20 protein-coding genes are annotated in these 21,036 nt (G+C 44.5%); 4 read left to right on the forward strand and 16 right to left on the reverse strand.

Annotation, left to right across the window (positions count from 1 at the left end):
• The first annotated feature begins 8 nt into the window (after nt 1–8).
• On the forward strand, nt 9–728 hold the full coding sequence (locus tag VL525_RS20305; RefSeq protein ID WP_325389107.1) for an RluA family pseudouridine synthase: 720 nt from the start codon (nt 9–11) through the stop codon (nt 726–728).
• On the opposite strand, the gene VL525_RS20310 is transcribed toward VL525_RS20305, so the two are convergent.
• From VL525_RS20310 to VL525_RS20330, 5 genes are all read right to left on the reverse strand, one after another.
• A complete protein-coding gene (locus VL525_RS20310; RefSeq protein ID WP_325389109.1) occupies nt 725–1,252 on the reverse strand; it encodes a DUF1572 family protein in 528 nt (175 codons plus the stop codon). The genes VL525_RS20305 and VL525_RS20310 overlap by 4 nt on opposite strands.
• A gap of 18 nt (nt 1,253–1,270) precedes the next feature.
• On the reverse strand, nt 1,271–1,951 hold the full coding sequence (locus VL525_RS20315; RefSeq protein WP_325389111.1) for a class I SAM-dependent methyltransferase: 681 nt from the start codon (nt 1,949–1,951) through the stop codon (nt 1,271–1,273).
• Between the two features lie 70 nt (nt 1,952–2,021).
• Entirely contained in the window at nt 2,022–3,410 is a 1,389-nt protein-coding gene (locus VL525_RS20320; RefSeq protein WP_325389113.1) for an arginine decarboxylase, read from the reverse strand.
• A gap of 140 nt (nt 3,411–3,550) precedes the next feature.
• Entirely contained in the window at nt 3,551–4,477 is a 927-nt protein-coding gene (ctlX, locus tag VL525_RS20325; RefSeq protein ID WP_325389115.1) for a citrulline utilization hydrolase CtlX, read from the reverse strand.
• Between the two features lie 93 nt (nt 4,478–4,570).
• Complete coding sequence (locus VL525_RS20330) at nt 4,571–6,019, reverse strand: arginine deiminase family protein (protein WP_325389117.1); 1,449 nt, start codon at nt 6,017–6,019, stop codon at nt 4,571–4,573.
• 160 nt (nt 6,020–6,179) lie between these two features.
• Between VL525_RS20330 and argS the strand changes: the two genes are divergently transcribed.
• The gene (gene argS, locus VL525_RS20335) at nt 6,180–7,943 is read left to right on the forward strand and encodes an arginine--tRNA ligase (RefSeq protein ID WP_325389119.1); all 1,764 of its coding nucleotides are present in this window, start codon (nt 6,180–6,182) and stop codon (nt 7,941–7,943) included.
• Nucleotides 7,944–8,031: 88 nt separating this feature from the next.
• Here argS and VL525_RS20340 read toward each other — a convergent pair whose 3' ends face one another.
• The 6 genes from VL525_RS20340 to VL525_RS20365 form a co-directional block, all read right to left on the reverse strand.
• Nucleotides 8,032–8,328: a hypothetical protein gene (locus VL525_RS20340; RefSeq protein ID WP_325389121.1), complete on the reverse strand. Its 297-nt coding sequence runs from the start codon at nt 8,326–8,328 to the stop codon at nt 8,032–8,034.
• Nucleotides 8,329–8,392: 64 nt separating this feature from the next.
• On the reverse strand, nt 8,393–9,283 hold the full coding sequence (locus VL525_RS20345) for a 3-hydroxybutyryl-CoA dehydrogenase (RefSeq protein WP_325389123.1): 891 nt from the start codon (nt 9,281–9,283) through the stop codon (nt 8,393–8,395).
• Between the two features lie 60 nt (nt 9,284–9,343).
• Complete coding sequence (gene bioD, locus VL525_RS20350; RefSeq protein WP_325389125.1) at nt 9,344–9,961, reverse strand: dethiobiotin synthase; 618 nt, start codon at nt 9,959–9,961, stop codon at nt 9,344–9,346.
• Complete coding sequence (locus VL525_RS20355) at nt 9,951–11,078, reverse strand: 8-amino-7-oxononanoate synthase (RefSeq protein ID WP_325389127.1); 1,128 nt, start codon at nt 11,076–11,078, stop codon at nt 9,951–9,953. The genes bioD and VL525_RS20355 overlap by 11 nt, the downstream gene beginning before the upstream one ends.
• A gap of 73 nt (nt 11,079–11,151) precedes the next feature.
• Nucleotides 11,152–11,520, reverse strand: a complete 369-nt coding sequence (locus VL525_RS20360) for a hypothetical protein (protein WP_325389129.1) — start codon at nt 11,518–11,520, stop codon at nt 11,152–11,154.
• 69 nt (nt 11,521–11,589) lie between these two features.
• Nucleotides 11,590–12,366, reverse strand: coding sequence for an XRE family transcriptional regulator (locus tag VL525_RS20365; protein WP_325389131.1), 777 nt, complete (start codon nt 12,364–12,366; stop codon nt 11,590–11,592).
• A gap of 84 nt (nt 12,367–12,450) precedes the next feature.
• Between VL525_RS20365 and VL525_RS20370 the strand changes: the two genes are divergently transcribed.
• Complete coding sequence (locus tag VL525_RS20370) at nt 12,451–12,810, forward strand: GIY-YIG nuclease family protein (RefSeq protein WP_325389133.1); 360 nt, start codon at nt 12,451–12,453, stop codon at nt 12,808–12,810.
• Here VL525_RS20370 and msrB read toward each other — a convergent pair.
• The 4 genes from msrB to VL525_RS20390 all read right to left on the reverse strand — a co-directional run bounded on the left by msrB (nt 12,800) and on the right by VL525_RS20390 (nt 19,554).
• Complete coding sequence (gene msrB / locus VL525_RS20375; protein WP_325389135.1) at nt 12,800–13,264, reverse strand: peptide-methionine (R)-S-oxide reductase MsrB; 465 nt, start codon at nt 13,262–13,264, stop codon at nt 12,800–12,802. The genes VL525_RS20370 and msrB overlap by 11 nt on opposite strands.
• A 48-nt stretch (nt 13,265–13,312) precedes the next feature.
• Nucleotides 13,313–13,894, reverse strand: coding sequence for a fasciclin domain-containing protein (locus tag VL525_RS20380; RefSeq protein WP_325389137.1), 582 nt, complete (start codon nt 13,892–13,894; stop codon nt 13,313–13,315).
• Between the two features lie 4 nt (nt 13,895–13,898).
• The gene (locus VL525_RS20385) at nt 13,899–17,105 is read right to left on the reverse strand and encodes a tolB protein precursor (RefSeq protein ID WP_325389139.1); all 3,207 of its coding nucleotides are present in this window, start codon (nt 17,103–17,105) and stop codon (nt 13,899–13,901) included.
• A gap of 118 nt (nt 17,106–17,223) precedes the next feature.
• Nucleotides 17,224–19,554: a transglycosylase domain-containing protein gene (locus tag VL525_RS20390; protein ID WP_325389141.1), complete on the reverse strand. Its 2,331-nt coding sequence runs from the start codon at nt 19,552–19,554 to the stop codon at nt 17,224–17,226.
• Between the two features lie 108 nt (nt 19,555–19,662).
• Here VL525_RS20390 and VL525_RS20395 point away from each other — a divergent pair, with 108 nt between their 5' ends.
• Nucleotides 19,663–20,541, forward strand: coding sequence for a polyphosphate kinase 2 family protein (locus VL525_RS20395; protein WP_325389143.1), 879 nt, complete (start codon nt 19,663–19,665; stop codon nt 20,539–20,541).
• A 78-nt stretch (nt 20,542–20,619) separates the two neighbouring features.
• Here VL525_RS20395 and VL525_RS20400 read toward each other — a convergent pair whose 3' ends face one another.
• Nucleotides 20,620–21,000, reverse strand: a complete 381-nt coding sequence (locus tag VL525_RS20400; protein WP_325389145.1) for a hypothetical protein — start codon at nt 20,998–21,000, stop codon at nt 20,620–20,622.
• Nucleotides 21,001–21,036: the final 36 nt, after the last annotated feature.

The following is a 21,036-nucleotide window of genomic DNA, read 5'->3' on the forward strand; positions in this document are numbered from 1 at the left end:
TGCCGGCTATGAAGTTTCCGAAGTTTGCCGACCTGGTACTGTTTGAAGATGATGATGTGATAGTAGTAAATAAACCGCCTTTCCTTAGTTCGCTGGACGAAAGGGAAGGCGGTGAAGTTAATTTGCTGCGCCTGGCAAAAGCTTATTGGGACGATGCGCAGATATGCCACCGCCTGGATAAGGAGACCTCCGGTGCGCTTATTATAGCCAAAAATCCCGAAGCTTACCGCAATGTATCTATGCAGTTTGAAAAGCGTAAAGTGAAGAAGGTTTATCATGCTATTATAGAGGGTACGCATGTTTTTGAAGATTTGAAAGTTGACCTGCCTATCCTGAATAGTGGCAAGGGTAATGTGTCCATCAGCCGGCAGGATGGCAAGCTGGCCGAAACCTGGTTTCAGTCGCTGCGGTATTTCAAACATTATACTTTGGTTGAGTGCCGCCCGGTTACAGGGCGTATGCACCAGATACGCATCCACCTGGCCACGCAAAGGGCGTCTATTGCAGGGGATGAGATGTATAAAGGCAAGCCCGTGTTCCTGTCAGAGATCAAACGCAAGTATCATTTAGGTAAGGACCAGGAAGAGCAGCCCATCATGAAACGCTTTGCCCTGCACGCTTACGAGGTTACTTTTAAGCTGATGGATGGAAAAGATATCACCATTCATGCCCCATACCCGAAGGATTTCGAGACGTTGCTGAAACTGCTGGAAAAGTTTGATGCTTAGCGCCCAAACATTTTATCATTAAAGGCCTGGGATGTTCCCCGCGGTATGGTCATTGATTTCCAACGATCATCGGTCAGCATCTTCCCGATGAAAACGATCTGCCCGATATGATAAGGGTAATGCGCCATTTGGCGATTGATAGCTTCGGCAACAGAATGTGCCTCGGCCCTGATATAAATGATTTTGCTAAGGTCGGCTTCTGTTAAGGCTGCGATGGCATTTAACAAACATTTCCAGCCTTTATCCCATTCAGCTATCATTTCCTGGCGATCTCTGATAACAGTATCAAATTCCGCTTCCCGGTTGCGCCATTCTTTTTCTCCATCGGATGTCAGAAAATCTGTCCACCGCGAAAGCATATTGCCGCTGACGTGCTGAACGATCATCGCTACGCTGTTGCTTTCGGCGTTATATTGCCAAAAAAGCTGTTCATCAGTCAATTGAGCAAACGTTTTTTCAGCAACCGATCTGTAGTAATTAAACTGATGCAGAACGCTTTCCAGGTAGTTTTGCGCGTGTTTCATGCACAAATTTAGAAATGTTCACTTGCTTTTTTCGAATAAAAGAAAATGCTGGATCGGTAGAAATTCTCCGTCCACGGATAACCTGAAACCATTTGCCTCAAGCTCCTTTTTAACCTGTCCCACACTCATTTTATGCGGTGCCCTGATCTCGACTTTTGGATCCTCGGCCCTGTATTCTATCAGTAATAATTTGCCGCCGGGTTTTAAAGCTTTGCATATACTTTGCAGCATTTCATGGGGGTATATTAATTCATGGTAAACATCTACCATAATGGCCAGGTCTATACTGTTCCCAGGTAATTCAGGCGACTGTTCGCTGCCTTTTACAACAGTCACGTTTTTGATGTCCAGTTGCCCGACTTTGTTTTTAAGATAAGTAACTGCATCATCCTGTATTTCGACAGCATACACGCGCCCTTGAGGCACTTTGGGGGCTATTTTGAAAGTATAATAACCTGTTCCCGCGCCAATGTCGGCTACTATGCTGTTTTTGTCGATGGGTAGCTTTTCAATGGTAAGATTGGAATTTTCTTCCGTCTGCCGCGAATTCCGCTCGAGCCAGGCCGATCCCTTGAAATCCATGATCCGCGCTATTTCGCGGCTGAAATAAACCTTGCCTGTTCCACCGTCCGACGGGGTTTTGTGCGTGTAAACGCTGTCCTGCCGTGGTGTTGGCACCAGCACAAAATTCAGGAGCAATAAAAAAGCCGGACGAATAAACATAATTGCTTAACACCGACCGGCTTAATAAGTTTATTTTTTTAGGGCATTAGTAGCCCAGTATTTTTAGCACCTGTTTGCTGTTCTGTTCCTCGCCAAATACTTCAAAATTAAAAGTCTCATCCCGGTTCCGGCGGATCAGTACGTGCTTGGGTGATGGCAACAGGCAGTGGTGTATGCCGCCATAGCCGCTTAGTACTTCCTGGTAAGCCCCTGTGTTGAAAAAACCCAAGTATTGCACCTTCCGTGTTTTGGGCATAAATACGCTGTTCATATGCGCTTCCTGGTTATAATAATCCTGCCCGTCGCAGGTAATACCGCCAAGGTTAACGCGCTCATATTCCGAATCCCAGTTGTTTACCGGTAATAAGATATATTTTTGGTTCAGCGCCCACACATCGGGTAGGTTTGTAATGAACGAACCATCCAGCATCAGCCAGCGTTCGCGGTCGTTTTGCTGCTTGCGACCCAGCACTTTGTATAATATGCCGGATGCCTCTGCTACGGTATATTTACCAAATTCGGTTATGATATCGGGTTCTTCGGTGTCATTTTCCGCGCATATTTCTTTGATCCGGCTAACGATCTCGTTGATCATGTATTCATAATCGAAATCAAATACAAGCGAATCCTTGAAAGGCATACCGCCGCCGATATCAAGCGTATCCAGATCGGGGTTGATCTTTTTGAATTTGCAATAAAGCGTAACGTATTTCTCTAACTCGTTCCAATAGTAGGGGGTATCGGAGATACCCGAATTTATAAAGAAATGGAGCAGCTTAACCTTAAAGTTGGGGTTGTCCTCTATCTTATTGTGATAAAAATCGATGATATCCTCAAGACGGACTCCCAAACGCGAGGTGTAGAACTGTGAATTTGGCTGCTCTTCCGCCGCTATGCGTATGCCCAGGTTGCAAGGCGTGTCCATTTCAACCTCGTCATCATAAATATTAAACTCTTCTTTATTATCCAGTACCGGGATGATGTTTTTGAAACCATCGTGCAACATGTCGATAATGTAGGTTTTGTATTGAAAAGTTTTAAAACCGTTGCATATAACGGTCATGTCTTTTTTCAACACGCCCTTCTTTTCCAGTGCGTCGATCATTGGCATATCGAAAGCCGAGGACGTTTCCAGGTGAATGTCGTTTTTTAAGGCTTCCTCAACAATATGCTTAAAATGAGAACTTTTGGTGCAATAACAATATTTGTAGCTGCCGCGATAATTGTTCTTTACTATAGCCTGCTGAAAAAGCAATTTTGCCTGCTGTATCTTTTTCGACACCATAGGCAAATAAGTGAAACGCAGCGGCGTACCGTAGGTTTCTATCATTTCCATCAAATTGAGGTCGTTGAAGTACAATTCATCGTCAATGATCTCGAACCCGTCCTGTGGAAAACCAACACTCAGATCAAGAAATTCCTGGTAACTCTGCATTCGTTAAAATTTGTGGCAAAAATGTAATTTTTTAATGGAAAATAAGTGAGGCCAATGATACAATTTTTATCTCTGTAATGTAATTTGTTTGTGGAGATATAGCGGCTATAGAATATTCACTATGAACAATGAATTAATTACTATAAGATTTTGGGTAAATGCACCTCAGCCATCATGCATCTTGCGCTGCCGCCGCCATTGCTTTCGATAGTGCTGATGTCGGCATAAACAGGTTTACTGAAGGAACTTAGGATGGCCCGCTGCTCATAGTTCAATGAGTCCCAGGCGCTTTTTGACATCACTATCAAGCTTTCTCCAGCTTTGTTTTCCACCTCCAGCATGTTGCCTGCAAAGTGGTTCATCTGGTCAAAAGTGATAGTAATAACCTGTTTTTGGGTTGATCTGAATGAATCTAAAACAGTAGCTTTTTCAGTTGCATCTTTAATGCTATCCATGCAAATCACCGCATAGCTGCTGCCAACACACATCAGCACGTTGGTATGGTAAATGTCCATGCCATTCTCATCAACAGCGTGAAAGAGGACTGGTTTGTAGCCGCTTTCCTTACAAAACAGGTCCAGTACTTCCTTATCGGTACGCGGCGACAGGCAGGCATAGGCGATCTTATGCTCACGGTCGAGCACCATGCTGCCGGTGCCTTCTAAAAATTTATGTTCATGCTCAAAGCGGCTCAGGTCTAGCACATGCTTTACTGTAAATTTATCTTCCAGCCGCATAATAATATCTTCCCGGCGCTCCAGCCGGCGGTTTTCGGCCATCATGGGGTACAGGAACACATTGCCGTCGCTATGGAAAGAAACCCAATTATTGGGAAAGATAGAATCCGGTGTATGGGGTTCGTGCGTATCGTCAACTACGGTAACATTCACGCCATTCTCGCAAAGAATACTAACAAAAGCATCAAATTCCTTTAATGCTTTATCCTGTACCTGTTGCTGCTCGGCGTTACGGCTCTGAAAAGCATTACTACCGGCAGTTTGCTCGTTAAAGCCGAAATTCACCGGGCGGATCATTAATATGGTGGAAATGGTTTGTTTGTTAGTCATTGGTCATTTGTCATCAGGTCATTGGCTATTTGGCATTGATCATTCGGCACTTTTAATTCATCAGGTATATTTCAATGACCCAATGTCCAATGCCTATAATACTTTGTCTCTCAAAAGCGGCATGCTCATACAATGAAAACCGCCGCGTGCGCGTGACAATTCTGCCGAAGGCATCAGTATCAGGGTATCCTTCATATCTTTTGGCTCAAGCTCGCCGTTCTCAAATTTTTGCAACAGGTCGGTAACCTTTATCGCTTCAAAGCCTTTCTTTTTAAAAGCCTCTACGGTTTTGTCATTGCGGTCGTATCCTAAAACCACGCCTTCTTTTAACGCCAGCAGGTTGCAGGAATCAGTCCATTGCTCGCGCGCATCGAACGGGAACTTATCATTACCCGAATAGATGAACTTTGTTTTTTTGCCACTTTGCAGGTCGTTTTCGCTGATGTCGCTTAACAACGCCTCAAGCGTTTTAAATACCCTGGGTTTGGTTTTGCCTTTTTCAAATTGGGCTATCTCGGTTTTATCCTTTGATTTCTTTTCGGCAAACCATTTCACTACATCGGCTTCCGGTTCTTCGCCCTCCAGCGCGGAAAGCGAGCCCAGCATTACCCACACATTCCGTTTTACCTGGGTGAAAATGGTATCGATATGCATGTAATCGCGCTTATGCGGTATCTTGACGATGGTCACTTTCTTCACTACGTCATTTTCAAACAACAACTTCATCGCCTCATTTGCCCCGCTGAACGAGGTACGCTCACTGCAGCCGATGATCACATGATTTGGGCTAACCATCATTACGTCGCCTCCTTCCAGCGTTGTTTTTTCATCCTGCTCCTCGCCAGGGCGCAGGAAATGGTGCACGGTCTCTGGTATCTCCAATATATTATTACGATAGTTTGCAAACAGCGGATGATTAAAGAAAATATACCGGGCCAGCAAAGTCTCCCGTGAACGAGCCTTTTTAGCAGGTTTATTCAGCAGCATAAAGTTATTAATGGCGATGCCGATGTCTCGCGAAAAGATCAGGTTAGGGATGGGGGCAAAGATCATTTCGTCGTTTCCTAACGAGCCGGATATAAATATTTTGGCTAATTCAACCGGATCGGTATCGATCAGTTTTAACTGCAAACGGTAGGTACAGGCCTCGATAGCGCACACGGATGCAACCAATTTTTTACGGATATCATCTTCCTTTAAAATATCAGCAAGCAATGACTGTATCTCGACTACTTTATTTGAGGCGTGAAAATCCGCATTGTCAGGTTTGAAAAAAGAGCGGTCGCTTTCCTTCGAATTAATTTGAGAAAGCTTACCTTTTATCTTTTCCGGGTCGAGAAAATACATCAGCAGCTTCACATAATAATCATATTCGTTGCGGCGCATGGTATCCAGGTGTACAATATCTTCAAACAGCCAGTCCTGGGCTTTAGAGGGTACAACTTTTCCCAGGCCGCTGTCGGGGCTATGGATCAGCAGGCAGCGCAGATCGCCAATTTCGGATGTTACATCGATCTTAAATTCGTTTTTGCTTTTGGTCATAAAGGTAATAATCGGCTACAAAGCTACCTTATTTAGTGTCAAGAGCAAAGAATCAGGGGCCAAGATGAACCTGAAATGGGTTTAAACGATTTAAACCGACTTTTTTTGTTTACTTAACTCTTGTTTCTTGACTCTTGATTCAATTAACTAATTTTGCGCGATGAATTTTATTACCGAAGCCGTTGTTAAAGCTGTAAAAACACTCTACCAAACTGATGTAAACCCTGCTGAAATAAACCTGCAGGAAACCCGGAAGGAGTTTGAAGGGCAGGTTACCTTAGTTACTTTTCCATTTACCAAAGTGTCGCGTAAATCGCCCGAGCAAACCGGGATGGAAATAGGGGAGTTTCTCAAAAGCGAAGTTTCTGAAATATCAGCCTTTAACGTTATCAAAGGGTTTCTGAATATTTCTTTGGCGGACTCTTTTTGGCTCAATAAATTTTATACCGAAATACTGACCGACGATTTTGCCAGTTTCAAACCTAACGGCCAAAAGGTAATGGTGGAATACTCTTCCCCCAACACCAATAAGCCATTGCATTTGGGCCATGTGCGTAATAATTTGCTGGGTTATTCGGTTGCAAAAATATTGGAAGCCGCCGGTTACGAGGTGATCAAGGCCAACCTGGTTAACGACAGGGGTATCCATATCTGCAAATCCATGCTGGCATGGCAAAAATATGGGAATGGCGAAACGCCGGAATCGTCCGGATTGAAGGGCGACCACCTGGTGGGTAAATACTATGTGTTGTTCGACAAAGAATACAAAAAACAAATTGACGAGCTAAAAACTACCGGGCAAACCGAAGAAGATGCCAAAAAGAATGCCCCAATAATAAAGGAAGCCCAGCAAATGCTTCAACAATGGGAGGCAGGGGATACAGAAGTCATCAGTCTTTGGAAAACCATGAACAACTGGGTGTACGCCGGCTTTGGCGAAACCTATAAACGGCTTGGGGTGGAGTTCGACAAATTCTATTACGAATCCAACACCTATTTATTAGGGAAAGATATAGTTGACGAAGGGTTAGCCAAAGGCGTATTATTTAAAAAGGAAGACGGTTCGGTCTGGATAGACCTGACCGCTGATGGGCTCGATCAAAAGCTGCTATTGCGTTCGGACGGCACGTCGGTTTATATGACACAGGATCTGGGGACCGCACAGCTTAAATACGATGATTTCGGTATGGATGAATCCATCTATGTTGTTGGTAATGAGCAAGATTATCATTTTAAAGTCCTGTTCCTCATTCTCGAAAAATTAGGTAAAAGCTGGGCCAAAGGGTTATACCATTTGTCCTATGGTATGGTCGACCTGCCTTCGGGGAAAATGAAATCGCGCGAAGGGACGGTGGTTGATGCAGATGACCTGATTGATGAGATGGAAACTACCGCTAAAGAGCAAACCGAGGCATTAGGTAAAGTGGAGGGTTTCGGCGAAGCCGAAAAATCGGAACTTTATCATACCATCGGTATAGGCGCCTTAAAATATTTCCTGCTGAAAGTGGACCCTAAAAAGCGCCTTTTGTTCGATCCTAATGAGTCTGTTGATTTCCAGGGACATACAGGCCCTTTCATACAATATACCCATGCCAGGATACGCTCTGTGTTGAGCAGGGCGGGAGAGCTGAGTACGGCAAAATCTGCCAATGCATTGTTCACGGAAGAAAGAGAGCTGATATTGATACTGGATCAATTTCCAGAAATTATCGGGGCTGCCGCCAGGGGCCATAACCCTGCTGCAATTGCTAATTACGTGTACGAAGTAGCAAAAGCATTCAACAAATTTTATCACGAACGATCAATATTGCAGGCTGAAGATCAATTGACTAAACAATTCCGTTTGCAACTTTCAGCGGCATCAGCCAAGGTGATCAAAAAAGGAATGGGATTATTAGGGATAGAAGTACCGGAGAGAATGTAGTCTTAACGTGCAAATGTGCGGATATGCAGATTTCAAATTCAAATCATCTGCACATTCGCACATTTTCTTAATCTGCACATTCAATAATTTATCTATGCCAATGGCCGCGGTGCCACCTGTAACCACGGTTGGTATGTTCCCAAGTACCGGCTACGTAGGTGCGCCCTGAACGGGCCCTTGCCCAGTGACCCCGCGAGTGCACATAATGGCCGCCGCTATACACCCAATCGCCTTCTATCCATACGGCCCCGGCATAAGGCGGGGCGGGTCTTTCATAAACAACATCCGCCGGTTGGTCGGATACGTAATATTCCCCTGCACATGACGACAGGGCAAGGGCGCCGCCTAAAGCCGCAAGCACCCCCAGTTTTGATAGTGTTTTCATTTGTATTATGTTTTTATAAGTATTAGAACTTTGACAAATGAGAACCTGAAAAGTTTAATATTTCTTAATGCCTGAACTTATCAGCAACCAGTATATCCTTACTGCCCTGGGTATATTTATAGAAACCACTGCCCGATTTTACACCCCAATGCCCGGCTGTAACCATATTTACCAGCAGCGGGCACGGTGCATACTTCTGATTGCCGAAACCGTCATAAAGTACCCGCAAAACAGCCAGGCAAACATCCAGGCCGATAAAGTCGGCCAGTTGCAGTGGGCCCATGGGGTGGGCCATTCCCAATTTCATCACGGTATCTATTTCGTGTACGCCGGCCACACCTTCAAATAAAGTATGAACAGCTTCATTTATCATCGGCATCAGGATACGGTTAGCCACAAAGCCGGGATAATCATTTACCTCAACCGGGGCCTTTCCTAACTGGCGGGATAATTCCATAATTGTGTTGGTAACCTCATCGCTGGTGGCGTAGCCGCGTATTACTTCCACCAGTTTCATCACCGGTACCGGGTTCATAAAGTGCATGCCTATAACCCGCGACGGGTCTTTAGTAACCGCAGCGATTTGGGTGATGGATATAGATGAAGTATTGGATGCCAATATAGCTTCCGATTTGCAAATGCTGCTCAGGTCTTTAAATAGTTTCAGCTTGATCTCGCGATTCTCAGTCGCGGCCTCAACAACCAGGTCGGCACTGGCGGCGCCGGTTTCAAGATCGGTATGAGTAGTAATGTTGGCAAGCGTGGCCGATTTTGCAGCTTCATCTATAGTGCCTTTATTCACTTGCCGGTCGAGATTATTAGCAATGGTTTGTAAGGCTTTTTTTAATGCGTCCTCGCTTATATCGACTAATGATACCTTAAATCCATATTGGGCAAAGGTATGCGCTATGCCGTTTCCCATTGTGCCGGAGCCAATTACTGTAATATTCTTCATGAAATGGTTTAAATAACTGAATACACGAAGGTGGGGCAAATTCTTTATTTCGCAAAATAATTATAGGCTGATATGAGCACCGGCATTCACTATCATTTTTTTGTCTAAAACCGGGTAGTCGGGGATATGGCCTAATAAATTGATGCCGGTATATTGCAAAATAAAATCTTTGGTGTAACTATCCTCCGGGCCATTAAAGATGATACCCTTTATCGGGATATTGTATTGTTTTAAGGCTTTTATAGATAACAGGGTATGGTTAATACTGCCCAGGTAGTTTTTAGAAACAAGAATAACTTCGATGTTAAGTTCTTTGATCAGGTCTATCATCAGGAACTGGTTATTCAAGGGTACCATCAAGCCTCCGGCGCCTTCGACAATAAGCGCATTACAGGTTTCGGGCAAAATGAATTTATGAGGATCAATAACAATTCCATCCAGGTCGGCTGATTTATGCGGCGAAAATGGTTGAGTTAGCTGGTATGCTTCAGGGAATATTTTTGTAACTGTATTTGAAATAAGATTTTTTACTTTGATCGAATCACTATTATCCAGGTCGCCCGACTGAACTGGTTTCCAGTAATCGGCCCTCAGTTTTTCTACCAATACAGCAGACACAACAGTTTTACCGATCTCGGTCCCTATTCCTGTTACAAAAAAGCTGTTTTTATCCGGCATAAGTATAGTTATTAATGGTGTTCGCCAGTAAAGTTACTTCATCGGCGGTATTAAACGCATGAAGACAAATGCGCAACCTTTCTGATTCCTTCGGAACCGTTGGGCTTAGAATTGGCCGGACATCAAGCGCCGAAGCTTGCAGTGCATTTGCCAATGCTTTTGTGTTATCGTTGTTTCCCACAATAAGGCATTGTATTGCGCTTTCGCTATCAATTAATGTTAACTTGCTATCAAACATCAATTCCCTGAAATAGCTAATATTATTTCTAAGTCTTTCCCTCTCGTCAGTTGATCCGGCCAATAAACGGTATGCCATTTTTATCGCGGCGAACTGGTGGAAAGATGCCGCTGTGGTATATATGAACGACCGTGAGAAATTGATAAGGTATTCGCGCAGCAAATTACCCCCCAATATAATTGCGCCATGGCAGCCCAACGCCTTACCGAAGGTGACAATTCTGGCAAAAACTTTATCCTCCAAACCAAGTTCACAGATCAGCCCCTTTTTGTATAAGCCTACGGCGTGGGCCTCATCCACAATCAAATGCGCACTATACTTTTCAATCAGGTTTGCTATATCTTTTAAAGGCGGCGTATCACCATCCATCGAGTACACACTTTCGGCAACCACATAACAGCTACCTTTCGCATGTTTTAACTTCTCTTCAAGGCTGGTAGGATCATTGTGGCGAAAACTATAGCGGTTCGCGAAGCTCAGCCTTGCGCCGTCAATGATGGAGGCATGAGCCAGTTCATCCATAATAATGGTATCACCTTTTTGGGGCAGGGAAGAAAACAAGCCCAGGTTGGCGTCGTAACCGGAATTATAGATCAATCCTGCCTCCGCGTTATGGAATTTTGCTATTTGTCGTTCGATGTCTTCGATATAGGAAGAATTTCCGGAGATCAGCCTTGAGCCTGTTGAGCCGATAAACTTGTCATTATTCTCCTCCAGTTCCCTATTAATCAGCGCTTTGAGAGCAGACGACCGTGCGAAGCCCAGGTAATCATTCGAACAAAAATCCACCAGGCTGTTGTCCGGCTTGAGTATCCGGTATGAACCGTCAGTTCTTCGCTGGTCAAGTTTGTCCTTAATGAATTTTTCAGCAGGCTTCAAGTAATGAAATTTCTGCTAAAATAGAAAAAGCGGCGCAGAGCCGCTTTCTTTAATGTCAAATTTTACGGATGGTTTAGTTACCACCGCCACCACCACCCTGCATACGGGCGCGCATTTCTTCCATCATTTTTTGGTAAGCAGTTTGCTGTTCTGGCGTCAAAATAGCTTTAACCTTGTCATTTGTCTCTTTCATCAAAGGCATCATCGCCGACCTCATTGCATCCCTGTCGCCATTAGCCGCCGTCCTTATGCTATCCCTTTTTACGGCCTGCGCCTTGTAAATAGCTGTTATTTTGGCTGTCTGATCGTCATTTAGCTTCAACTGGGTCTGCAAATTTTTTGCCCTGTCCTCGGGGCTCATTCTTCCGCCGCCACCTTGTGCACGGCTAACTGCTGATATACCAAGCAGGATACAGCATACTAACAGAAATTTCTTCATCATTTTCAATTTTAGATGTTTTTGATCTTTTGATAAAGTTAAATCCTATTAGTTTAATTGCATCCGTGTAACTTAATTGTTGCCTTGACCCAACTTGGAGATGGATCGCTGCATCTGCGCCATCATGGCTGTCAGGCTTTCCATCGTAGGTTCAGGAGCCGGCTCCGGTAACTGTGTCGAAATATATCCCCTGGCTTTCCATAGCTCCAGTATATCCTCACCGCTTATTTCGTAAGGTTCATAAACAGGGTTATCCGATATTAATTTTAGTTTTTTCTGCTCCTTAAATTTGCCGGTTACGCGTTTGTACACCACACCATCGCTTTTGGATACCACCACATAGGTATCGCCCGATTTCAGGTCGCCCCAGTTTTCCAGGTATTCACCTATAATAATAGAACCGGAAGGTAAGGGCAACATCGAGTCGCCTTTGATCTCGAAGGCGCGGAAGGTGCCATTCTTAAACATCGGCAGGTAAAATTTGGGAAGTTGCGATACGTATTCCGGATCAGCATAACCATTCAAATAACCTGCGCTGGCCTTTAAAGGTACCATTTCGATATTCTCGTTGTCCTCCTTGTCGACAGAAATGGTAAGGATGCGCAAGTTGGCAGGATCGCCTTTGGGTTTTGGAGCCCACTTCTCGTTGATGGTCTCATTAATAAAATCGTCTACGGTGATCTCGAAAAACGATGCTATGTTTTTTAGCAATTCGTATTTAGGTTCGGCACGCTCTTCTTCATAAGCGCCAACCAATGATCTTTTAATGCCTATCTGGTCAGCAAATTGCTGTTGCGTAAGGCCTTTTCGTTTCCGCAGGAATTTAATATTTGATGAAATAATTGACATAAAATTTGGAATTGCTAAAATTATTAGTAATTTTATGCTCATAAAGTTAGTAAATGTTTTTTAACCAGCAAATTTTATTTAAAAATGAAACGTTTTATCTATATCATAACTGACAGAAACCGGAATAATTTACATGTTGGATTGTGCTCGGACTTGCTAAAAACCCTGCAATTTTACCACCAGATGCCTACTCTTTTTTTCGACAGCGCGCAACAGCTAAACAGGCTGGTATATTTCGAGGAGATCAATAATGAAGACCAGGCGATGGAGCGTTTTAAATTTGTGAGCACATTTACCCGCCCGCAGAAGGAGAAAATGATCAGGTCTGTAAACCCTGACTGGGTTGACCTGACCATTGGATTGAACTATGAGAACAGCGGCGCCCGCACCAGGCCAATGTTAAGGCCATCTATCAGTGCCGCGCGCAAGCTTGTTACTTTTTAATGAATTTTAATGCGCCTGAATTCATGCAATATCGTTTACCGCCCCGGTTAGCCGGGCCGTCGTCAAACACATGGCCCAGGTGCAAACCGGTGCTTTTCTCGATCACTTCATCGCGTACCATGCCATAGCTGTTGTCCTGCACGATAGCGATCTTAGATGGATCGACGGATTTTACAAAACTTGGCCAGCCCGTATGGCTGTCATACTTGTCATCCGAAGTGAACAGAACATCACCTGTAGCGGCGCTTACATAAACGCCTTTTTCGTGATTGTTCCAATAGGCGTTGTGATAAGCGGGTTCCGTTCCCTTTTCAACCAGTATTTCATACTGATCCGGAGTTAATACTTTTTTCCATTCGGCCGCCGATCTTTTCTTTGATTGCGCGCTGCTATGTTGTGCACCTAATGTAATGATGGTGCAGCAAACAGTAATCAATAATACTATCCTTTTCATACTACAAATTACGGAAGCGTTGCGGCAATGGTTTGCCATGGATTTGTCTTATTCTTTAGCTTTCGGGAGTATTACGGCGTTCACTATAAAAAGCATGCCGTTGCTTTGCTCAATATCAAGCCGGGTTACGATACTTTGATTGCCGTTCTCATCGGTCAGCACAATGTTCCGGTTTTCGTTTATGCGTGCGGTTATTGTTCCGCCACATAAGGTTGTGAAACTGGCTTTGCCATTACCCGCTTTTACTTCTCGTTCAATATCCTTTGAGGATATCTTTCCGGATACTGCATGATTTTTTAGCAGGTTTATTAATTCCGCCTGATGGCCCGGTAGCAGTAGTGTATCAAGCATACCTGCCTGAAGCTTTGCGAATGCAGTATTAACCGGAGCGAAGAAAGTTATTGTCCCCGATTTTAATGTATCGGTTAGCCCCGATGACTTTATAGCATTTGAAAGCGTTGAAAGTTCGGGTGAAAGTATCATGTTCGATACCAGGTCATTCGCAGAACTCATTACAACGCCATCAACATTCCTTGTCTTTACGGCCCTGGCAACAGCTGAATCAGGCTTTTGGGCCACCGCAAAAATAGTATTAATAAGCAGCGTTATAATGATCCACAAACTTTTCATACGCTTACCATCCAGGTGTAAACCCTAAGCCGAATACCGGTTTGCTGATATCTGTGCGATTTATCGGGTATGCCAGGTAAGGTTCGAGTATAAAGTAACCGAACAGGTTGACCCTTAGTGAAACGCCAAAACTTAAAGAAGGCACCTTTGAATAAACAGGGCTGGTCAGCGGCTGACCGGTTGTGTTGTCCAAAACAGGGTTGCCATTTCGGTCAAGTACCGGCACATCACGCAAGTGGGTTGGGTTGGTTTTAAACTCAATTTTGTCGCCGGCGCTCCAGGCCAGGCCCGCATCCGCAAAAAAGTTCAATTCGCTGAAGAAGAATTTCGATTTAATTGCTGAAAGCTTTTCGGGGCCTGTAAAGGGCAACCTAACTTCGAAGTTGGCCAGCGCTATCCGGTCGCCGGAAAGGTTATCGATAGTAAAGTTATTGGTTGGCGTTTTATTGTTACTGTTGTAAAAAGTTTGTGCCTCATACCCGCGGATATAAAACGGATAGCCAAGATACAAAGGGTATAACCCATCCTGGCCTCCAAAGCGGCCATAACCGTACAGCCTTCCCGCCAATGTCACGGGGGCGACGCGTATGTACTTCCGAAGGTCGATAGTAGGAGCGAAGAAATGGAAGGTGCCAAAGTCGTATTCGGCCTGTACGCGGTAACGGAAACCATTTAATGGCGAAGCCACACCAAAGTAAGAATTATCGCCGATAAGCGCAGTGCTTACATTATATATGGTGAATGGTATCAGTTGCGCACCATTGGATGGGTCGGCATTATACTCGGTATTGGGGACATGCTGATGATCGCTGCCCAGGTAACCGGTAATGTTGCCGCCATTGTCCACCTGGTAAAAGCTATTATATCTGTCCACACGGTAATAGTAGTGCGACAGCCCGGTCCCAAATTCGATACGAGCCAGTTTTGAGAAAGGGTAGGAGGTGAAAATATTTGCCTGGTCGGAAAATATCCGGATGATGTCATAACGTTCCTGTATTGCAGGCACCGAAGTGGTACTGTTAACCTGGTAATTGGTCGAGATAATACTATAGTTGGCAAACTGATACGGGATATGCGATATACCGCCACCCCAGTTCCACCGCCCCTGCTGGTTGATATAGATAAATTGCCCGCCAAAATCGTACACCTGCCCGTTTACATCCAGCCCTGCATAGATCAGATTGCGTCCCAAAATGTCACTGAAAACGCCCTGCACGCCACTTGAAATACCCGCGCCAAACTGGCTGACAGAGGCGCCTACACCACTGCTTGCCAAATAATCCAACTTGAATTGCGGTTTGTATGGCATTGATTTGATCGAATCGGCAGGAATTTTTTTGTAAGCCAGGAAATTATTGAGGTTGGAATTGATCAAATCGACACCAACTGAACGTGTTGGCGGAAGCATTGCGGCATCGTAATTTGTCGATTCGCCGTTAACCACCTTCGGCGTAAACTCGGAAGCCTTTGCGTTGTAAAGGAAATATTTTTGCTTGTTGTAATACGAGTAAACGATATCGTCGCTGTTGGATATGCTCAGCGCAGGCGAATATTCTGTAATACCACAAATACCGGTAAACAGGTCGGTCATTTGTTCCACTTTGCCGTCAGCCAAAGTATACCGGTACATATTGCGGAAGCCATCCCTGTTCGACAGGAAATAAACCTGCTTATCATCTGCTGAATATTGTGGGTCGAGGTTGTTGGCGCCGTCAAATACCATGATGTCGGTTACTTTACCGGTTGCAAGATCGAGCTCTGCCAGGTTAAAGGTGATCGTTTGTGATAATGATTTGTCGTAAGTGGTGCGGTCGCTGGTAAATATTATTTTCTTCCCATCGTGCGAATAGGATGGCTGATAATCCGAATACTTATCGTTGGTAAGCTGTGTTACCTTTTTGGTACCAAAATTATACATATATAGATCGCCCTGCCCGTCGGCCAGGCCCTGGAATACGATATTAGACCCATCGGGCGACCAGGTTACGTTACTGAATTGTTCGGCCTTCCCCATAGAAATGTCATCCAGTACACGGCCGTCGGGCACACTTACTACCAGCAGCCGGTTGCGCCCATGGCTGAAAATACTAAAGGCAAACTTCCTGCTATCCGGTGACCAGGCGCCGGCAGACTCGATGAAATTAAACTCGTCGATGCGGGTGTTGGATACCTTGCTTGTGAGCCTCCGGATAACGCGGCCTGTTTGCGCGTCAGCTAAATAAAGGTCGATGGTAAACAGGTCCTTTTCCGATAAAAATGCCAAATACTTACTGTCCGGGCTTATAGCGGGGGCCACATTAAGTTCGCCCGAATTTTTATTGTCGATGATGAGTTTACCGACAGGTTTCTGCGTTGTATCTTTTAAAAATGGCTTGTAAGTGGTTTCGATGGAATTTTTCCAGAGGTTCGAAAGCGTTTTATCGTCATAGCCGAACGTCCGCCGTATCCCATATTCAAGCCCAAAACGGGCCGTGTTCTTAAAGAACGGAACGATGACCGTATCACCGTAAGTCGAGCCGATAAACGACCAGAACGCCTCGCCATAGCGGTAAGGAAAATATTTATTGGTTTCGGTCAGGTCGCGGATAGTGGGTATATTTTTATTGAGGTAGGCATCCCTCATCCACATGGCCGTAAAGGCGTCCTTCTTGCCAAGCGAAAGATATTCGGCCATACCTTCTATCATCCACAGGGGCAAATTTGCCAGGTTTTCATAATTCGATGAGTCGTGGCCGAGCAAAGCATGGTATTGGAAGGCGTGCACCAATTCGTGCCCGATAACGTGCCGTGTTGTTTGGTTGGTTTCCATGATCGGCATAACCACGCGATTTTTTAAACCTTCGGTAACACCGCCGGTACCCACGCCAATATCGCCATCAATTGCAGTTGTCTGCTGAAAATCGGGATGATCGGCATAAAGAATGATCGGGTTGGCTTTTCTGAAAGTGTCCCGAAATACCTGCTGATGTATGGTGTACCACAATTCACTTTCCTGCGCAAACCGTTTGATCAGGCTGTCGTTCTTTAAATAGTAATAAATATCGAAGTGCGGGGTATGGTAAACTTTGAACTTGAGGTTTTTGTAACGCACCTTATTCTGGCCGAAATACTGAGCATTCGCGTTAACACTAAAAAGCAGGGAGCCGATGAGGCAGCATAAAATGATAAAATATCGCTTGTTCAACAGTAAGTTTGCGTAAAGTTTATTCATGATCAGAAAAAGGCGTACGGACTAAATTTGAATTTCAGTTTTACCGTCGTAATATAACAGTTCAAACCTGAAAATTATTATCAACAACCCAAATTTAACAATTAAAAGACCTCTCCGATTACCTGTTTTGTTGTTCAGGTGGCTGTTTGTTTTCCGGGGCTTCCTCTTTTACCTGCGGAGTTTGTAAAGTATCCAGCGGCATATCCAGGCTGTCAACTGTTAAGGTATCTGTTTCTATATGAGGCGACGGGCAATCATACTGTTTGGTGATCTTAACCCAGGGTTTTGGAAACGGACCAGGAGTATAACCAGATTTTGGGTCGGCATAAACTTTTTCCATAAACCTGCCAAAGATAGGCAGTGCCGTGTGCGAGCCTTCACCTGTCTCGGAACTTGTAAAATGAACGCTGCGATCGTCGCAGCCTACCCAAACCCCGGTTACAAGGTCTTTGGTAATACCCATATACCAGCCGTCGACATATTTGGACGAGGTACCTGTTTTGCCGCCGATCTGGTTATTGTTCTTTTTCCACAGGCCGGGATACTCCCATAAAGCCTGCGAAGTACCACCGGGTTCATCCATACCTCCCCTGAACATATAAAGCATCAGCCACGCAGTTTCTTCGCTCAATACCCGTTCTTTTTTTGAGGTGAATTCCGCAACTACATCTCCGTCCTGGTCGACAACTTTACTTACCAGGATAGGATCGATGCGCTCACCTTTATTCAGGAAAGTGCTGTAAGCTCTTACCATTTCATATACCGAAACATCATTTGTTCCTAATGAAACAGACGGTACCGATTTTAAAGGGCTTTCGATGCCGCATTTATGGGCATAGTCCACCACTTTATCCCAGCCAACTTTTTCAGTAACCTGGGCTGTTATTGAATTAACCGATTTCCCCATCGCCCATCGCAGCGACATATCCATATAACTGAAATGGAAATCGGCATTTTGCGGTTCCCATACATCAGGCTTGCCGTTATCAACAAACTTGATGGACACCGGCCGGTCGGTAAATTTATCGCATGGCGTAAAGCCGTTATCAAGCGCGGTTACATAGGCAAACGGTTTGAATGTGGAGCCCGCCTGGCGTTTGGACTGATTTACGTGGTCGTAATTGAAAAAGCGGTGATCGATGCCGCCAACCCAAACCTTTATTTTCCCCGACGATGGCTCGATGGTCATCATACCGGTATTAAGTATCTTAGCATAGTATTTTATAGAGTCGACGGTGGAAAACACCGTGTCCCTGTCGCCGTTCCACGAAAATATCCGCATCTTTTTCTTCTTCTCAAAATACTGCTTTATCTGCGTGGTATCCCCGTGATATTTTTTATCAAGCAGCCTGTATATCGGCAGGCGCTGCTCATTTTTTAATATAAAATCGGTAATAATATTGCCGCTCAGATCGCGCCAGGGCGTCTTGTTTCCCCAAAGATTATAGAACCGCTTTTGCAGCATTTTCATTTTTTCCGCAACCGCTTCTTCGGCATATTGCTGCAGGCGCGAATCAATGGTAGTGTATATTTTCAGGCCGTCCTCGTACAGGTTGTAGCCCTTTTCCTTGCACCATTTGTCCAGCCATTTTTCGACAGCTTCTCGAAGGTAGGAATCGCCGGCCGACTCATCCTCCACATAGCTAAGGTCGAGGTTTAACGGCTGGGCAATGTCTTCATCATATTGGGTTTTAGCGATATATCCATATTTCTGCATTTGCGCAAGCACCGTATTGCGCCGCTCAGTGCTTCTTTCAGGATTGCGGATAGGATTATAGGTAGAAGTGGCCTTCAGCATACCGATGAGCATGGCCGACTGGCTCTGGGAAATGGAATCGGGGCTTTTATCGAAATATTTTAATGACGCCGCCTTGATACCGAATGAATTATTACCAAAAGGGACCGTATTAAAATAAAGCGTGAGTATTTGCTGCTTGTTATAAACGTGCTCTATCTCCAACGCTGTGAGCCACTCTTTGCATTTAAAAACAAGTGTTCTGATAAAAGGTACGTGTTTTATAATGCCCTGCGATTTCTTTTTACGTGTCTCGAACAGGTTTTTGGCCAACTGCTGTGTAATGGTACTTCCGCCACGCCTGTCGCCTTTGGCTGTGGAAAGCATACTGGTTAAAAATCCGTAGAAGTCGACACCGCTGTGATTATAAAAGCGTACATCTTCTGTAGCGACAAGAGCATGGATCAGGTCGGGGGATATTTTATTGAACTCAACAGGGGAGCGGTTTTCCTTATAATATCTGCCTATGAGCTTTCCGTCGGAATAATAGACCTCGGACACAACCGACATGGTTGGATTTTTGATATCATCCATGGTTGGCGAATAACCGAACAGCCAAAGAAAATTTAGCTCGATAGCGCAGAAAAATATGATGATGGAGTAGATTAAGATAACAGTATAGCGAAGAAACCTGTTTTTTATTTCCCGGAACATTTGGTAAAGATGTGAATTTAAGCCGCTAAATCATAGCACGGACGGCAAATATAAGTAACGGAACATTAAGCGTTAAATTTTAAGTTAACTTAGCCTAAAGCATTTTTTATGAGAAATCTTACTGACAGGTTCAGGATCACAGGTGATAAAAAATTCTCGATTCAGGACTTTGACACCGCGTATGCGCCGGATTATAAAAAGGGTGATGCCGAAACGATACTCAGCACCCTGATAAAGCAGACCGCTGAAGCGGAGACGGAACTGTATGCTTCAAACCGTTATGCTTTACTGATCATTTTCCAGGCCATGGATGCTGCGGGTAAGGACAGCGCTATTAAACACACCATGTCGGGCCTTAACCCACAGGGTTGCCAGGTTTACAGCTTTAAACAACCGAGCATAACCGAGTATGATCATGACTTTTTGTGGCGGCATTATGTTGCCTTACCCGAACGCGGCAGAATAGGGATATTTAACCGGTCGCATTACGAAAATGTACTGGTTACCAAGGTACACCCCGAATTGCTTGCGAAAGAAAACCTGCCAGGCAGCAATAGTTTAGAAAAGATGGGCAAGGATTTTTGGAAAAACAGGTATGAGAGTATACGAGATTTTGAAAAACACCTGCATCGTAACGGGACAATAATCGTCAAGTTCTTCTTACATGTTTCGAAAGCGGAGCAAAAGAAACGATTTCTTGAGCGGATCGACGATCCGGCTAAGAATTGGAAATTTTCGACGGCAGATGTAGAGGAACGTAAATATTGGGATCAATACATGGATGCTTATGAAATGGCTATCAAAGAAACCGCCACGCCGGAAAATCCATGGTACGTCATTCCTGCCGATAAAAAATGGTTTACCCGGATAGCCATATCAACCACGATACTGGATATATTGACAAACCTGAAATTGAAATATCCCGTTCTGCCCGGCGAGGAGTTGAAAAAACTGCAGTCGATAAAGCAAACGCTGGAAAAAGAATAGAGGTACCGTAATTTTACCTCTATTCAAACAGATCAGTATTGCCTTTGCTAAATATACCGGTATTATAACTGTATAGGATCAAATTCCGGGGAACATGGTTTGCGCCATATCGCCGATTAACGGTATGGGTTTCTTTTGCCCGTTAACTGCGCCTATGAATCCTAAAAGCCAAAGAACGAAAAACCCGATATCAACGATCCAGATAATTGTTCCGGCAAGCGCCAGCATGGCTAGTGACGAAAAGAGTAGTGCGACAATAACTACCCGCCAGATCACAAAAAACCCTATTGAAACAATGTAGAAAAGCAGGGTTTGCCTTAGCTGGTAACTTCCCTGTTCTGTCTTTTTTTCATTATGCATGGCAAAGTAGGCAATAAGCCATCCCACAATGGTTAAGTAACTGATGATGCCCACGGTTTTTCCATCATCCGGTGTCGAAATGTTGTTATTTGGTTCCATCTGATAATTAGTTATTTAGGTTGTTTAATTAAATGA

Origin of the sequence: Mucilaginibacter sp. (assembly GCF_035492695.1) — a bacterium.
Taxonomy (GTDB): Bacteria; Bacteroidota; Bacteroidia; order Sphingobacteriales; family Sphingobacteriaceae; genus Mucilaginibacter.

Excerpts from the sequence above, each read along its gene's own strand:
- ctlX (WP_325389115.1), bottom strand. The coding sequence starts at position 4,477 with ATGACTAACAAACAAACCATTTCCACCATATTAATGATCCGCCCGGTG.
- msrB (WP_325389135.1), bottom strand. The coding sequence starts at position 13,264 with ATGAAAAGGATAGTATTATTGATTACTGTTTGCTGCACCATCATTACA.
- VL525_RS20365 (WP_325389131.1), bottom strand. The coding sequence starts at position 12,366 with ATGTCAATTATTTCATCAAATATTAAATTCCTGCGGAAACGAAAAGGC.
- VL525_RS20360 (WP_325389129.1), bottom strand. The coding sequence starts at position 11,520 with ATGATGAAGAAATTTCTGTTAGTATGCTGTATCCTGCTTGGTATATCA.
- VL525_RS20385 (WP_325389139.1), bottom strand. The coding sequence starts at position 17,105 with ATGAATAAACTTTACGCAAACTTACTGTTGAACAAGCGATATTTTATC.
- VL525_RS20390 (WP_325389141.1), bottom strand. The coding sequence starts at position 19,554 with ATGTTCCGGGAAATAAAAAACAGGTTTCTTCGCTATACTGTTATCTTA.
- bioD (WP_325389125.1), bottom strand. The coding sequence starts at position 9,961 with ATGCCGGATAAAAACAGCTTTTTTGTAACAGGAATAGGGACCGAGATC.
- argS (WP_325389119.1), top strand. The coding sequence starts at position 6,180 with ATGAATTTTATTACCGAAGCCGTTGTTAAAGCTGTAAAAACACTCTAC.
- VL525_RS20380 (WP_325389137.1), bottom strand. The coding sequence starts at position 13,894 with ATGAAAAGTTTGTGGATCATTATAACGCTGCTTATTAATACTATTTTT.
- VL525_RS20340 (WP_325389121.1), bottom strand. The coding sequence starts at position 8,328 with ATGAAAACACTATCAAAACTGGGGGTGCTTGCGGCTTTAGGCGGCGCC.
- VL525_RS20345 (WP_325389123.1), bottom strand. The coding sequence starts at position 9,283 with ATGAAGAATATTACAGTAATTGGCTCCGGCACAATGGGAAACGGCATA.
- VL525_RS20400 (WP_325389145.1), bottom strand. The coding sequence starts at position 21,000 with ATGGAACCAAATAACAACATTTCGACACCGGATGATGGAAAAACCGTG.
- VL525_RS20320 (WP_325389113.1), bottom strand. The coding sequence starts at position 3,410 with ATGCAGAGTTACCAGGAATTTCTTGATCTGAGTGTTGGTTTTCCACAG.
- VL525_RS20330 (WP_325389117.1), bottom strand. The coding sequence starts at position 6,019 with ATGACCAAAAGCAAAAACGAATTTAAGATCGATGTAACATCCGAAATT.
- VL525_RS20310 (WP_325389109.1), bottom strand. The coding sequence starts at position 1,252 with ATGAAACACGCGCAAAACTACCTGGAAAGCGTTCTGCATCAGTTTAAT.
- VL525_RS20395 (WP_325389143.1), top strand. The coding sequence starts at position 19,663 with ATGAGAAATCTTACTGACAGGTTCAGGATCACAGGTGATAAAAAATTC.
- VL525_RS20370 (WP_325389133.1), top strand. The coding sequence starts at position 12,451 with ATGAAACGTTTTATCTATATCATAACTGACAGAAACCGGAATAATTTA.
- VL525_RS20305 (WP_325389107.1), top strand. The coding sequence starts at position 9 with ATGAAGTTTCCGAAGTTTGCCGACCTGGTACTGTTTGAAGATGATGAT.